This is a genomic window from Nitrosospira sp. Nsp11, assembly GCF_900142705.1.
GTDB lineage: Bacteria > Pseudomonadota > Gammaproteobacteria > Burkholderiales > Nitrosomonadaceae > Nitrosospira.
Genome location: NZ_FRBV01000011.1, coordinates 30940 through 45031 on the forward strand (window position 1 = coordinate 30940; position 14092 = coordinate 45031).

Below are 14092 nucleotides of genomic sequence, written 5' to 3' on the forward strand. Positions count from 1 at the left end.
AACGCCCATTGCCTGACGTGTTTATTGGAGTTTCAGATTTTTTTGTCGGTGGCGCAACAGCAGCCCAGTTGTTCTTTATCAGGCATTTCTTTGTCTGCGTACGGTATCCTCAAAGGTCGTATCAGAATTGGCCGCGTCAGCTTGCCGTCTATAGGTATAGGTAGACGCTTCACCCCATATACGCTGCAACGCGTCCCACATGCTGGTTCGTATCGTCTTCAGATAAACTGTGTTATCGCTCAACCCATTTACCAAACGTCGTTGCGCCTCGCCCAAATTGTGGTAGGGCAAGCTCATGAAAAGATGGTGGGTCGCATGATAGCGCAAGCCAACCGGAGCCCATAGGGCGGTAATGAACAGGTTGCCTGGAACATTTATCGAGTCGAGATATTGCTCGTGGAATTCCATGGGTTGATCACCAGGATTGCGATAAGCATGTGCGCTTAGCGTACGCAAGGAATTTATAAAAAAGATGAACATGGCAATGACGTACCAAAAGACCAGAAAGTGATAGGTCAGCACGCCCAGCGCAATGCAGGTAACCACCGCTGTTATGAATACGAAAGCTGCAAACTCCTGGAGTTTCCAGTTCTTGTCGCTGCGAATCGCATTCTCCTCGCGCTTATAATTCATATCGATGGTGAGAGAAGAGGCGCGTTCCCAGACCAGTTTACGCAAAGGGGGGATGAAATACGATAACGGCGTAAGAATCAAAAAACGGATGATAAAAAAGAGCGGCAAAATAAATGAGAGCATTACATAGCCAACCATGATCATCGGTCTCAAGGTGGCGAAAGGGACGTATTCCCCATCCTTGTCGGTGCCATAGACGTCACGCTTGTGATGATCGTTGTGAACGCCATCATAGGTAAAAGAGGGAATCAGCAATGGTATGCCGCAAGTAACGTTCCACACCAGGCGGAATAGCCCGAATGTTCCCGTTTTCAGGTGGGCCAGTTCGTGAATGAAAATAGCTGCACGATAAAACGCAAGCGTAGCGACAATAAAAAGTGGGAGCTGCCAGGCGGAAAACAGCGGCAGGGACAGGACAGCCAAAAAGGCGCCCCAACCCAGCGAGATATGGAAGAGAAAGTCGGCCCAGTAAATCCAGGGATTAGGGGTCATGAGATCGCGGACGAGACTGTGCGCCTCCCGTAACGGAAATTCCTGGCCAGTTGTCGTTTCTATCATTCCTGGATACTCATCGAATCGTTCGTTTTGTGATTGAATCAGGTGCCGGCATTTCAGAATTTACTACCTGATGAAATCATCCATATGTCGATACACAACCCAAAGGGTTCCTCGGCCTTGGGACGCTATAAGAGTGCAGGCTGAGGGACATATCAAAATACTTCGGCATCAGCCAGTGCTGGCGCAATTGCGTCTTTCGCTGAAATAATGGGTTGCGCACCTGCTTCGATTGGCCATGAAATCGCGATTTGTGGGTCATTCCAGACAACGCTGCGCTCAAAGTCGGGAATGTAGTAATCAGTCGTTTTATACAAAAAATCGGCACTTTCGCTTAGTACATAAAAACCATGGGCAAAGCCGGGTGGCACCCACACTTGACGGTAATTGTCTTCGGTTAACTCCACCCCGACCCATTGACCAAAGGTTGGAGATGACCTGCGGATATCGACTGCCACATCAAAAACCGCACCACGTACCACACGCACCAGCTTGCCTTGGGGCTGGCGGATCTGGTAATGCAAGCCGCGCAATACACCTTTGGTTGAGCGACTATGATTGTCCTGCACGAAGTTTACGCCAAGCCCGGTAGCCTGGTTGAAATTTTTCTGATTGAAGCTTTCAAAGAAGAATCCCCGGCTGTCACCAAAGACTCTCGGTTCGATTATCAGCACGTCCGGAATGGTGGTGGAAATTACCTTCACATGACCACCCGTTCACTCAATAGCCGCAATAAATACTGGCCGTAGCCATTTTTTGCCAAGGGTTTCGCCAACTTCTCAAGCTGTGTGGCATCTATAAAACCTTGACGATAAGCGATCTCTTCCGGACACGCTACCTTGAGACCCTGACGGTGTTCAATGGTTTCGATAAAATTGCTGGCTTCAATCAAGCTTTCGTGAGTACCTGTGTCCAGCCACGCATAACCACGACCCATGATTTCGACGCTGAGCTGACCATGCTCCAGGTAGCTTCGGTTTACATCGGTGATTTCAAGCTCGCCCCGAGCGGAAGGCTTGAGCCTGCTCGCAATATCGACAACCTGATTATCGTAGAAATACAAGCCTGTCACAGCATAGTTGCTCTTGGGTCGGATTGGTTTTTCCTCCAGTGACGAAACCTGATTATGACTATCAAAAGTAACCACGCCGTATCGCTCGGGGTCTTGTACGTGATAGGCGAATATGGTCGCTCCTTCCTGCTTTGCCATGGCGCGCTGGAGTCGCAGGTGCAAATCGTGTCCATAAAAAATGTTATCGCCGAGCACCAGGGCGCTGGGATTATGCCCGATAAAATCTTTACCAATGGTAAAGGCATGAGCCAACCCATCCGGGCTGGATTGCACCGCGTATTGCAAGTTCAGCCCCCAATCGCTCCCATCACCCAGAAGCTGTTCGAAACGCGGGGTGTCTTGCGGCGTGGAGATAATGAGGATATCGCGAATACCCGCCAGCATGAGGGTGCTTAACGGGTAATAGATCATCGGTTTGTCGTAAATAGGCAAGAGTTGCTTTGAAACCGCCTTCGTGACGGGGTAGAGCCGGGTGCCGGATCCGCCGGCGAGGATAATGCCTTTACGCTGGGTCATTGATTCTTCTCAAGGGTTTCAGTGAGCATGCGCGCTACACCCGTTTGCCATGACGGCAAGCTCAGATCGAAGGTGCTTTGCAGTTTTTCGGTATCCAGGCGCGAATTTTTCGGCCGTGTGGCGGGTGAAGGAAATGCACTGGTGGGAACGGGGAGAATATTTTCGGGCGCGACCTTGAGCCTGAGCCCACTTTCGCGAGCGCAGTTTAAAACAAACCGGGCATAACCATACCAGGAGGTTTCGCCCGCCGCGACCAGATGATAAAGACCGGATATGTTCGGCCGCTTTACGGCTGCCCGCAGGGCATGGGCAGTAACGTCGGCCAACAGATCGGCGCCGGTTGGTGCACCGATCTGGTCGTCGATAATAGTGAGACGGTCACGCTCCTGCGCCAGACGCAACATTGTTTTTGCAAAGTTACCGCCCAGCGCGGCAAAAACCCAACTGGTACGGAAGATTAAATGGTGGCAGCCTGACTCTAAAATTGCGTTTTCGGCTTCCAGTTTTGTCTGACCGTATACATTCAAAGGTCCGGTAGGGTCGGTTTCCACCCGCGGTTTGCTTCCACTGCCGTCAAAAACATAATCAGTAGAGTAATGGACCAGCCAGGCATCGAGCTTGCCTGCTTCCTTGGCAAGCGTAGCGGGAGCAAGGGCGTTAATAACATGAACTCGCTCCGGCTCGTCTTCAGCTTTGTCCACGGCGGTATGAGCAGCCGCATTCACTATCACATCGGGTGAAACCATTCGAACAGTTTGCGCAATGCCATCGAGACGTGTGAAATCGCCGCAGAAATCCCGGCTGTCAAAATCGACCGCTATCAATTCTCCCAACGGTGCGAGACTGCGCTGTAGCTCCCACCCCACCTGCCCATTTTTACCGAACAGCAAAATTTTCATCAGTCGCGCCTGTTGTAATTCTTCTCAACCCAGGTCCGGTAGGTACCGGACTGAACATTGGCAACCCAGGACGGATTGTCCAGGTACCATTGCACGGCTTTGTGTATGCCTGTTTCAAAAGTCTCAACAGGCTTCCAGCCCAGTTCGAGTTCGATTTTACTCGCATCGATTGCATAGCGGCGGTCATGGCCGGGACGATCGGTGACGAAATTGATCAGATTGCGGTAGGGCTCGTTTGCTCGGGGTTGTAGCGTATCCAGCAATGCACAGATTGTATGGACGATATCAATATTAGGTTTCTCGTTCCAGCCGCCTATATTGTAAATCTGCCCGGGAACCCCTGCTTCCAGTACACGGCGGATGGCACTGCAATGGTCTTTTACATATAGCCAATCGCGAATTTGCTGGCCGTCTCCGTACACGGGCAAGGGTTTATTCGCAAGCGCGTTGACGATGATCAACGGAATAAGTTTTTCCGGGAACTGATAAGGACCATAGTTGTTGGAGCAATTGGTGGTGAGGACAGGCAGACCGTAGGTATGATGATAGGCGCGCACCAAATGATCGCTGGCGGCTTTGCTCGCCGAGTATGGACTATTCGGCTCGTAACGGTGCGCTTCATTGAAGGCCGGTGCGTCCTTGGCGAGGGAACCATAAACTTCGTCGGTGGAAACCTGGAGGAAGCGGAAATCCCGCTTGGCATTTCCATCCAGGCCATTCCAGTAACCGCGTCCGGCTTCCAAAAGACGAAAGGTACCGACGATATTCGTCTGTATAAAGTCTTCCGGACCATGGATGGAACGGTCGACATGGCTTTCCGCGGCAAAATTGACGATGGCGCGGGGTCGGTAGCGCTGGAGCAGATCAGTAACGAGGGTAGAGTCACCAATGTCGCCTTTTACAAAAAGGTGCCGCTCATCTTCTGCCAGTGCTGAGAGGTTCTCCAGATTACCCGCGTAGCTGAGTATGTCGAGGTTGATTACCGCCTCATCGGACTGTGCCAGCCAATCCAAGACAAAATTCGCGCCAATGAACCCGGCGCCGCCTGTTACTAAAATCATTATTATCCTTCAGATTTAAGAGGGTGACCGCGTGGTGGCATCTAGCGGAAATGCTGGGTCAAAACTCCTCGCCATGCCGCAAAAAACGCCATTTTCCTACCGGCAATTCACCCAATTTCACTCGACCGATGCGCACACGCTTTAACCCGGTCACTTTCAACCCGACCAACTCGCACATTCTACGGATTTGACGTTTCTTGCCTTCGCGTAAAATAAAGCGTAACTGGTCCTGATTTTGCCGGATCACTTCGGCGCGCTTTAATGCCTGGCCATCCAGGCTCAAGCCATGGTTCAGCAGAGCCAGCGCGGATTTCGACAAGGTTCCCTCGATGCGCACCAGGTATTCCTTCTCAATCCCCGACTCGGCGCCGATCAACTGCTTGGCGATGCGGCCGTTCTGCGTGAGCACCAGCAAGCCGCATGAATCTATATCCAGCCGCCCCGCAGGAGCCAGGCCTTTCAAATGCATCGGACTGAAGCGTTTTGGTGTTTGGTCGCCCTGAGAACGAGACCCCTCGTTGACCAGGCTGATCGCTGGCGCATACCCCGGTTCCGGTTGCCCCGATACATAGCCGACAGGCTTGTTCAGTAGTATTGTAACTTGACCTGACTGCTGGGCAGCAGCCATGCTATGCAGTCTTATTTTCTGCAGGGGATAAATCTTTGTACCCAATTCAACGACAGGTTCATCATCGACATATACCCATCCGCGTTCGATGTAATTATCCGCTTCCCTGCGAGAACATAGTCCTTGTTGAGACATGAGCTTGGATAACCGGATTTTTTCCATGGATTCCCATGAGTTCCTGTAGCGACTTTATGGTCGACATTGAAAGGAATTCTCCTCCTTGCCAACCTTTTTGCCAAAATTTTGCCAGAGTTCGATTATTATAATTTGAACCCCTGTTCTGTTTCATATAAAATTCAGTTTTCCAGGCGCGTAGCTCAGCTGGTTAGAGCACCACCTTGACATGGTGGGGGTCGTTGGTTCGAGTCCAATCGCGCCTACCAGAACATTGGCTGAAACTTTCGGGGATTATCAAACGTCTCCCAATCCGTCTCAGTTCCTGCGAAAGAAAATGAATGCCTAGACAAAGTTCAGTGATGGCAATGAACGACAAACGCTCACTGCGAACTACTCGTAATTCTCACGGTTATTATATAGTGTGTTGAATGAGCCACGGCGGATAGGCTCAAAAACGATCAAATCAAATGCGCAATCTCGACTGGACGTCCTGCCAATCCATCGACAATCCGTCCGTTAGTTTAAGCTTAGATTCGGCAAAGAGCAGGCACCTCATTGATCACTTGGCAATCATGTAAGGGACGCCTGTCAGGAGTGGAAAGGGAAAGGGAAAGGGGAAGGGGAAGGATAAGGTAAAGATAGTGACCCCTAGAGGGCTCACTATCTTTAAAGAGCCGAAACCGGCGCGAATTCACTTAGGAAGTTTTGCGGCTCCGGCGGCGGACAACCGCACCCATCAGTCCGAGACCGGCGAGAAGCATGGCATAAGTCTCAGGTTCCGGAACTACTGCCGCTGCTATCGCGCCAGCATAGATACCGCCCTGGCTGCCATTTGTTACCCCCGTGATATTGATATATGCGGGGCCCGTGATCGGCTGGTCCCATCTCAAACCTAGGTTGTCACTGCTATTTCCCGGCGAAGGAAGCACGGTCGACTGCAGGATATGATCGTCAAAATCCCCTACAATTCCGTTATCATTTGAAACCAACGTCATTGTGGCGAGGGCTGTGTTAAAATTTCCATTCGAAAAGGTTAGTGGAACGTTGACGACATCGTATCCAGAACCCACGTTAGGTTGCTCGAAATTGAACGTAAAGATATCATTAATTCCGATCCCGGCTCCTTGTATAACCCCGGTGAAGGTAGTGGGCGTGCTACTGGATATGGTCCCAAGATCGGTAGTTGTGGCGTTGGCTCCGACGCTGGCACCGGCCAGTACGGCGACAGCCGCAATCTGTTTCAAGGAAAACTTATTCATTTTTTATCTCCTATAAGTGTATTTCAGGCATCTGTTCCAGATAAACCCGCTCTGTTGATATACGTTGGTCACGAAACGCAACAGAATGGGTTTCTTAAAACACTCCACCGAGTTCAAAATTAACTTAACGTTTGAAACTCGACGCTGACAGCTTACCCTACGGAGGAGAAGGGTCAATAGGCCGTTTGGACTAGATAAAAAGCGTGAGTCAGCCTTCTCCTCTACCATAAACGTCCTCAAACCGCACGATGTCATCTTCGCCCAAATATGAGCCGGATTGGACCTCGATCATCTCAAGGGGCACGCAGCCTGGGTTTTCCAATCGGTGGCGCGTGCCTAACGGAATAAAAGTCGATTCATTTTCCGACACAAGATAGCTTGTATCGCCCCGCGTCACCTGTGCCGTTCCGCATACCACGATCCAGTGTTCCGCACGGTGATGATGCATCTGCAGCGATAGGGCGGCCCCGGGTTTGACAACAATGCGTTTTACCTGAAAACGTTCCCCGGCATCGACAGCATCGTACCAACCCCAGGGGCGAAATACTTTGCGATGCAACTCGCCCTCGGGCCGACCCTTACGCTTTAAGCTATCAACAATTTTCTTGACATGTTGTGTCTTGTTCATATGCGCCACTAGGACGGCGTCCGCCGTCTCTACCACCACCATATCCTCTACCCCTACGCATGCTACCAAACGGTGCTCCGCCATGACCAGCAGGTTATGGCAATCATCCAGCAACACATCTCCTTGCGACACATTGCCTAGATGATCCTTGGGCAATACCTGCCACAAGGAGTCCCATGCACCAACATCCGACCAACCGGCGGATAGCGGAATCACCGCACCTATCGGCAATGAGTTATTGCCGGCAGCAACGCGCTCCATAACTGCGTAATCGATCGAGTCGCTCGGACATCGCATGAATGCTTCTTTACTGACGCGTAGAAAATCGCCATCAATTGCACCTTGATCCCAAGCTGCACGGCATGCCTCCAGGATATCTGCTCGACAGCAACCAATAGCCCCAACCCATACGGAAGCGCGCAGCATGAATAAACCACTATTCCAGAAGTAAGAGCTCGCATCAAGATAAGCTTGCGCCGTCTCGAGAGACGGCTTCTCCACAAAACGGGCTATACGGCTGGCTCCCTCCTTTCCGAGAGGCTCACCAGATTGAATGTAGCCGTAACCCGTCTCGGGTGAGTCCGGCTTGATTCCGAAAGTCACTACCATGCCTTCGTTGGCAAGCGTCATGCCTTTGCGTACCGCCGCCTGAAAACTCGCAATATCCAAAATCAAATGATCGGCAGGCATGACCAGCAGAACTGGGTCGTCTCCGCCACGCATTGCAGCCAAGGCAGCCAGAGTCAGGGCGGGCGCGGTATTACGTCCGACAGGTTCAAGCAGGATCGTGCCTTGGGTTTCCATCAGGCGCAGTTGTTCCGCAATTACGAAACGGTATTCCTCGTTGCAAACGATCAGCGGCGATCCGAGTTCAACGCCGGCGAGGCCCTCCATGCGTCTTACAGTAGACTGGAACAGCGAATCTTCCCCAATAAGAGGCAAAAGCTGCTTAGGGTACTTCTCGCGTGAGAGCGGCCAGAGGCGCGTGCCGGAGCCCCCAGAGAGCACAACAGGAATCAATGGCTGCATCAACCTTCCATAAGGGCGGTAACTCCCATCCGTTTAAAATCTATTTCTTGACCTTGATAAAGCCACTGGTATGCGGCTTTGATTGCTGACCACCGGGTTAATAAAACGGGAGCCTTTCTTCATCTCGCCAACTTCAGGCTCCAAAACCCTCAGGGTTGGTGCTCTGCCAGCGCCAACTGTCGGCGCACATTTCTTCCAACCCACGCTCAGCCCTCCAATCCAGCAGATCAAATGCCAATCTGGGATCGGCGTAGCAGGAGGCGATGTCGCCAGGGCGGCGGGGACCAATCTTGTATGGCACTGGCCGACCGCTTGCCTGCTCAAAAGCCCGAACCATATCCAGTACGCTATAGCCTACACCCGTCCCGAGATTTACGGTCAGGCATCCCGACTGCGTTTGCACGTCTGGAGAATTCGGGGCCGCAGCAGTTTCCAGCACTTTCAATGCCTTAAGGTGCCCTAGCGCCAAATCCACCACATGAATGTAATCGCGTACGCCAGTGCCATCCGGCGTTGGATAATCATTGCCCCAAACATTGAGAAATTCTCGCCGCCCTATCGCTACCTGGGCTACGAAAGGCATCAGATTATCGGGGATGCCCTGCGGATCCTCCCCAATCAGGCCGCTAGGATGGGCGCCCACCGGGTTGAAATAACGCAGGATACCGCAGCGCCAGGAAGAATCACTGCGGTATAGATCGCGTAAAATGTCCTCGACCATCAGCTTACTGCGCCCGTAAGGATTTGTGGCAGAAAGAGGATGGTCTTCGGTTAATGGAAGCCACTTGGGGTCGCCATAAACCGTGGCAGAAGAACTGAATACCAGCGTTTTTACATTGCACTCACTCATTGCCTCCAGCAATCGAAGAGTACCGACGACGTTATTATCGTAATAATCCAACGGCTGTTTAACAGATTCCCCCACTGCCTTGAGGCCGGCGAAATGGATAACCGCGTTGGCGCTGCTCTCACGCAATGCAGAAACCAGTGCGGCACGATCCCGGCTGTCGCCTCGCACAATGCGAAGTTTTTTGCCGGCAATGCGTTCCACCCGGGCTAATGCCTCGGGATGGCTGTTGCAGAAATTGTCGAATACCGTGACATCGAAGCCTGCGCTCAGCAATTCTACGCATGTATGCGACCCGATATAACCTGCTCCGCCGGTGACAAGAATCATCATCGCTCTCAATTAAAAATCACAATAGTTCGAAACAATTTTTTTAAGGCCTCAACCCTGAGGCTGAAGTATGCTAACGACGAACCAGTTCTTTTAGCAGCAGCCAGAGAAAGAACATATCATCTATGAAATAGCGTTTGAACATGCGGCGAGGCTCCTGCAAGAACCGGTAAAACCACTCAAGTCCAGACTTCTGCATCCAAACTGGGGCGCGCTTGACCTTGCCCACCACAACATCAAAACTGCCGCCCACGCCCATGGCAAAAGGAATTTTCATCTCTGCCTGGTAACGCCCAAGAAAATGTTCTTTTTTTGGCGAACTGATCGCAACGAATAATATGTCCGCCTGCGTGGCTTTAATGCGCTCCACAACCTCTGCCTCTTCCTCTGGCTTCCAATAGCCATTGCGGTAGCCAGCAATGGTCAAGCCGGGATACTTGCCCGTGTAAACTTGCTTCACAGCGGAAACCACCTCTTGCCGAGCACCAAGCAAGTATACGCGCCAACCTTTCTCGGCTGAACGCCGCATCAGCGACTCGAACAGATCTACCCCGGCTACGCGTTCTTTCAGTGGCTTGCCCAGCAGGCGGGATGCCCACACGACCGGCATCCCATCCACATTAATCAATTGGCAATCATTGATAATACGTCGCAATTTATCGTCGCGGCTGGCCTTGACGAGCTTATCGACATTGATAACAACATGCTGGTGAGGTCGCCCGGTCTGAATGAATGTTTCGATGGTCTGCAACGTCTCTTCCATTGATAGATTATCGATTTGACAGCCCATCATCTCAATGCGAGATCTCATGACAACTCCCTCGCGAGTACTTCGACAATCCGCTGAGCAGCTCTACCATCCCACAGATGTGGCCGACGGCCCTGCTTGCCTTCGCCGCGAAGCACCTTCCGTACCTCGCCGACAATCCGTACGGGATCCGTACCCACCACCACATTGGAACCTTCATCCACCGTTACCGGACGCTCGGTGTTTTCGCGGATAGTAATGCATGGTACGCCAAGCGCAGTGGTTTCTTCCTGGAGGCCGCCGCTGTCAGTCAACACCACAGCGGCATCTTTCCATAAATGAAGAAAGCTCATGTAGGGTTGCGGTCCCACCAAAGTGATATTCGGCCCAAGGTCGATGTCAAATTTTTCAAGAGTTCCCCTGGTACGGGGGTGTACAGGAAAAGCCAGCGGTAGCTCGGTTGCTATCTCGCGCAACGCTCCAACGATGCGAGCCAATGTCTCGGCGTTATCAACATTGCTCGGCCGATGTAGAGTGACTACTCCATACGGTGTATCATTGCCCGCACACGCCGTCTTGAAATCACTTGTTTCAAAACTCGAAGTATCGGAGCAAGCCAGCTTTTCCGCCTGGTACAATAAATTATCAACCATCACGTGCCCGACGTAATGAACTGACGCGTCCGCCCTCCCCTCGCGCTTCAAGTGCGCAATGCCGCTTGGCTCAGTCACAAAAAACCAGTCCGCGATACTGTCGGTAACCACGCGATTGATCTCTTCCGGCATGGTCATATCGCCACTACGCAATCCGGCTTCTACGTGCGCAACGGGAATGCTCAGCTTCTTGGCTACAATAGAGCAGGCCAACGTCGAATTTACATCGCCGACCACCAGCACCGCATCAGGCCGCTCTGTGTTGCAGAGCTCCTCAAAAGCCAGCATAATCTTGCCCGTCTGCTGCGCATGACTACCTCCGCCCCCCGCCATGAAGATATCTGGTTGAGGAATGCCCAATTCCTCAAAAAAAACTTCATTCATTTCGCGATCATAATGCTGACCGGTATGGATAATCTTGTATGCCAGCCCGCCATGGGCTCGCAGCGCACGCACGATGGGCGCAATTTTCATAAAATTCGGGCGCGCACCTGCAACCAGATGAAGATTTTTCACGTATTAGTCCCGGCAAACTTGGGTGAAAAGCGCCGCCTGGAGGCAAAGAACCCGATACTTAGGAGTCCTGCCATCATCATCATATAGCTGCTCGGCTCGGGAACAACCGACATGGACATGGACTGAAACGTTTCTTTCCCATCTCCGATGAGAACTCCCGTCGAATAGGCCGAAATTGATTCTGTACCTGGTGTCCAGCTGTATATACCGTTCTTGAACCAGACCCCCGCTTTGTCATTAAAAGTATTGATGTGATTATGCTCTTGAAAAAGCAGTACCCCATCCTTCCAGAATTCAAGAGAACCGGTATCGTCCGCTGCCCACTTCACATGGAGATCCAGATAAGTCCACTTTTCCGTTTCGAGTTCCCATGAAGTCAGCTCCCGTCGTTCAAAATCGACCCCCACTGTGGACTTGATGCCGGATGGCGATGTGATAGCGTCGTGGTCGAATGCATTGATCAGCTTCACTTTATTATCTTGAATGATAAGCCCGAGAGTCGGATTTCGAAAACCGCTCTCATCCTTATCGGGCGTATCGTGGATTTGCGCAATGGCACTATCGACCTTGACGTATTTCCAGGTATCAGGAAGATAATAACCCCAGGAATACCAACGTTCCGAGCCGATAGGGTCTTTGAAAGCACTTGCTTCGGAGCGGTAACCTGAATTAGTCGCAATATCGCCAGAGATATAAGTCGCGCGCATCACGGAATTTGCAGATCCTGCAGGATCGTAAACTCTTTCGAGACGGGCTTGAATACCGTTCGCCGTCGATGCACCGCTAACGACATTACCGTTCGCCTCCAGTACCCCATACCTCGAGAAATCGCCCTCACTGAATCTTCCGTCGAAAACGATCTCGGCATAAGTATAATTACTGGAAAGCGCAAAGATGAAGCTGATAAAAATAATTATTGATCGAATCATGACCACTTCCATATAAGAGAAATAAGAGAATCAAAATTTCCTACAAAACGCCCTGGTGATACAAGCGTACAAGGCACATTGCTGTCTCGGGCCTGCTCATTGAAGTTAATCTTGTTCGATTTCCCGGCTCTCTTCGCTTAGAAACCTTGCTTTAGAACTCATCGATATGATGAGGCCCCACCTGAACTCGCGGCTTACTGTGAGCGACGTAATAATCCATACCAGCAAAGCGCGTTATCAAGTCGACGGGAGATGAACACAGCGTATATCAACGCGACATCACGTTGGCGCGCCATCTGGAGGATTGTTCACTAGGGGCTTTTTAAAATGCTTACGCTCCGCAATGGGCTAGCGCCACGTCTACATCATCCACACGCATCACAAACCTGTGCTTACCACTTGCCGGCAATACGAAGGAATGATTTTCCAGAAAATCGATATGCTCGAACTTGAGGGCTTCCCGCGTTCGCTTCAAATAGCTCGACCATTCATTTTCGGTCTTGTAACAGTGCAGATTAATCACAAGCCTTCGCTCATCATATAATACCTGGAAGGCTGAGATTCGACTGTCCTCTCGAAACATATAAGCAAAAAACATAAAATGCACCGTATTTCCTTCCTGATCGGAAACCAGATCATCATTCCGTCCGATCACCTCGCGGATCAGCGGAAAACCCCGACCACAGGGACAAGGATTATCATCCATCACCACTAGATCACCGGTATCATAGCGTGGCAGGAAAAAAGTCTGATTGGAAAGATCAGTGGAAATAAGCTTCCCGGATTCAAGTACTTCCGGATAGCTGCGGGTGGTAATAAGATGAAGGCCCTGCTTGCGCTCACATTCATAAGCTGAAACTCCCCCATCGTTACATCCATATTGGTTCAAGCAAGGTGCGCCAAAAGCTGTTTCGATTATCTCGCGCATCGTGGGTGTCAGCATTTCCGCCGTACATACTACGCCGCGCAAGTTAAAGCGCGGGCGTTTGGGAGATGCGAGAATGTACTGGGCGAGTTGGTAAATTGCCGATGCATAACCATAGAGTAGCCGGAAACCACCCGAGGCCATCGCGTCCGCATAGCCTCGCATCCGCGCCTGCGACAGATCAAAGGCAGAGAATAGACTTATGTTCATTAGCTTGTAATAAACCATCTCTTTGAAGCCACTGCTAAATAGAGATGACCCAGCGAGGAAAGCTACCGGCTCGCCCAACCGATAACCAGTCACGCGCCAGCTTAAAAGTATCCCGGCCCAAAGATAAGATTGAGATAGCGCCCCAGTAAAATAAACAAAAGGCTCTCCCGTGGAACCCCCAGTCTTCTTGCGCACACGTTTACCGTTGTAATTTGAATTCATGAGACCCTCGCGGTGTTGATTCGCGAAGCTCTTATCGATCACCGGTAATTGTTCAAAAGAATGGTAGCCGGCATAGAGCGGAATGGAACTCCGAAGCGCATCGAAATAGTTCATTTGCGATTGCTTCTGCCGTTGCTGGATGGCGGCGGGTGACTCAAACTGGATGATTTCTAGTTGGCGAAGTAAACCTAACGTGCTGGTTCTACGCATTAAATCAATAAGAAAAAAACCTCCGTGACCTAACATCGGTAACTCTCCTCGCCCGATCAACATGTCAGTGGTACAGGCGATCTAAAGGGATTAAAAACAGATTAC

General features: G+C 51.2%; 13 protein-coding genes and 1 tRNA gene. 1 reads left to right on the top strand and 13 read right to left on the bottom strand.

What is annotated here, in order from left to right; translation table 11 throughout:
- Positions 1–78: 78 nt before the first annotated feature.
- The 6 genes from BUA28_RS11585 to BUA28_RS11610 all read right to left on the bottom strand — a co-directional run bounded on the left by BUA28_RS11585 (position 79) and on the right by BUA28_RS11610 (position 5526).
- Entirely contained in the window at positions 79–1191 is a 1113-nt protein-coding gene (locus BUA28_RS11585; RefSeq protein ID WP_072768283.1) for a fatty acid desaturase family protein, read from the bottom strand.
- A 152-nt stretch (positions 1192–1343) separates the two neighbouring features.
- Positions 1344–1892 (bottom strand): dTDP-4-dehydrorhamnose 3,5-epimerase, encoded by a 549-nt coding sequence (rfbC, locus tag BUA28_RS11590; protein WP_072768284.1) that lies wholly within the window; start codon positions 1890–1892, stop codon positions 1344–1346.
- Complete coding sequence (gene rfbA, locus BUA28_RS11595) at positions 1889–2776, bottom strand: glucose-1-phosphate thymidylyltransferase RfbA (RefSeq protein WP_072768285.1); 888 nt, start codon at positions 2774–2776, stop codon at positions 1889–1891. Before rfbA ends, rfbC begins: the two co-directional genes overlap by 4 nt.
- Positions 2773–3675 (bottom strand): dTDP-4-dehydrorhamnose reductase, encoded by a 903-nt coding sequence (gene rfbD, locus BUA28_RS11600; RefSeq protein ID WP_072768286.1) that lies wholly within the window; start codon positions 3673–3675, stop codon positions 2773–2775. The genes rfbA and rfbD overlap by 4 nt, the downstream gene beginning before the upstream one ends.
- Positions 3675–4736, bottom strand: coding sequence for a dTDP-glucose 4,6-dehydratase (gene rfbB, locus BUA28_RS11605; RefSeq protein WP_218124796.1), 1062 nt, complete (start codon positions 4734–4736; stop codon positions 3675–3677). The genes rfbD and rfbB overlap by 1 nt, the downstream gene beginning before the upstream one ends.
- 58 nt (positions 4737–4794) lie before the next feature.
- Entirely contained in the window at positions 4795–5526 is a 732-nt protein-coding gene (locus tag BUA28_RS11610; protein ID WP_072768288.1) for a pseudouridine synthase, read from the bottom strand.
- 144 nt (positions 5527–5670) lie between these two features.
- On the opposite strand from BUA28_RS11610, the gene BUA28_RS11615 reads away from it, so the two are divergent.
- Positions 5671–5747, top strand: a tRNA-Val gene (locus tag BUA28_RS11615).
- A 429-nt stretch (positions 5748–6176) separates the two neighbouring features.
- Here BUA28_RS11615 and BUA28_RS15945 read toward each other — a convergent pair.
- From BUA28_RS15945 to BUA28_RS11650, 7 genes are all read right to left on the bottom strand, one after another.
- Positions 6177–6740, bottom strand: coding sequence for an FxDxF family PEP-CTERM protein (locus tag BUA28_RS15945; protein ID WP_178298025.1), 564 nt, complete (start codon positions 6738–6740; stop codon positions 6177–6179).
- A 208-nt stretch (positions 6741–6948) separates the two neighbouring features.
- Positions 6949–8397 carry a mannose-1-phosphate guanylyltransferase/mannose-6-phosphate isomerase gene (locus BUA28_RS11625; RefSeq protein WP_072768289.1) on the bottom strand — a complete coding sequence of 483 codons (1449 nt, stop codon included), beginning with the start codon at positions 8395–8397 and terminating at the stop codon, positions 6949–6951.
- 133 nt (positions 8398–8530) lie between these two features.
- On the bottom strand, positions 8531–9574 hold the full coding sequence (galE, locus tag BUA28_RS11630; RefSeq protein ID WP_072768290.1) for a UDP-glucose 4-epimerase GalE: 1044 nt from the start codon (positions 9572–9574) through the stop codon (positions 8531–8533).
- 73 nt (positions 9575–9647) lie between these two features.
- On the bottom strand, positions 9648–10385 hold the full coding sequence (locus BUA28_RS11635; RefSeq protein WP_072768291.1) for a WecB/TagA/CpsF family glycosyltransferase: 738 nt from the start codon (positions 10383–10385) through the stop codon (positions 9648–9650).
- A complete protein-coding gene (gene wecB, locus BUA28_RS11640; RefSeq protein ID WP_072768292.1) occupies positions 10382–11491 on the bottom strand; it encodes a non-hydrolyzing UDP-N-acetylglucosamine 2-epimerase in 1110 nt (369 codons plus the stop codon). The genes BUA28_RS11635 and wecB overlap by 4 nt, the downstream gene beginning before the upstream one ends.
- On the bottom strand, positions 11488–12420 hold the full coding sequence (locus BUA28_RS11645; protein WP_072768331.1) for a heparin lyase I family protein: 933 nt from the start codon (positions 12418–12420) through the stop codon (positions 11488–11490). The genes wecB and BUA28_RS11645 overlap by 4 nt, the downstream gene beginning before the upstream one ends.
- A 331-nt stretch (positions 12421–12751) precedes the next feature.
- The gene (locus tag BUA28_RS11650; RefSeq protein ID WP_072768293.1) at positions 12752–14023 is read right to left on the bottom strand and encodes a phenylacetate--CoA ligase family protein; all 1272 of its coding nucleotides are present in this window, start codon (positions 14021–14023) and stop codon (positions 12752–12754) included.
- Positions 14024–14092 lie beyond the last annotated feature (69 nt).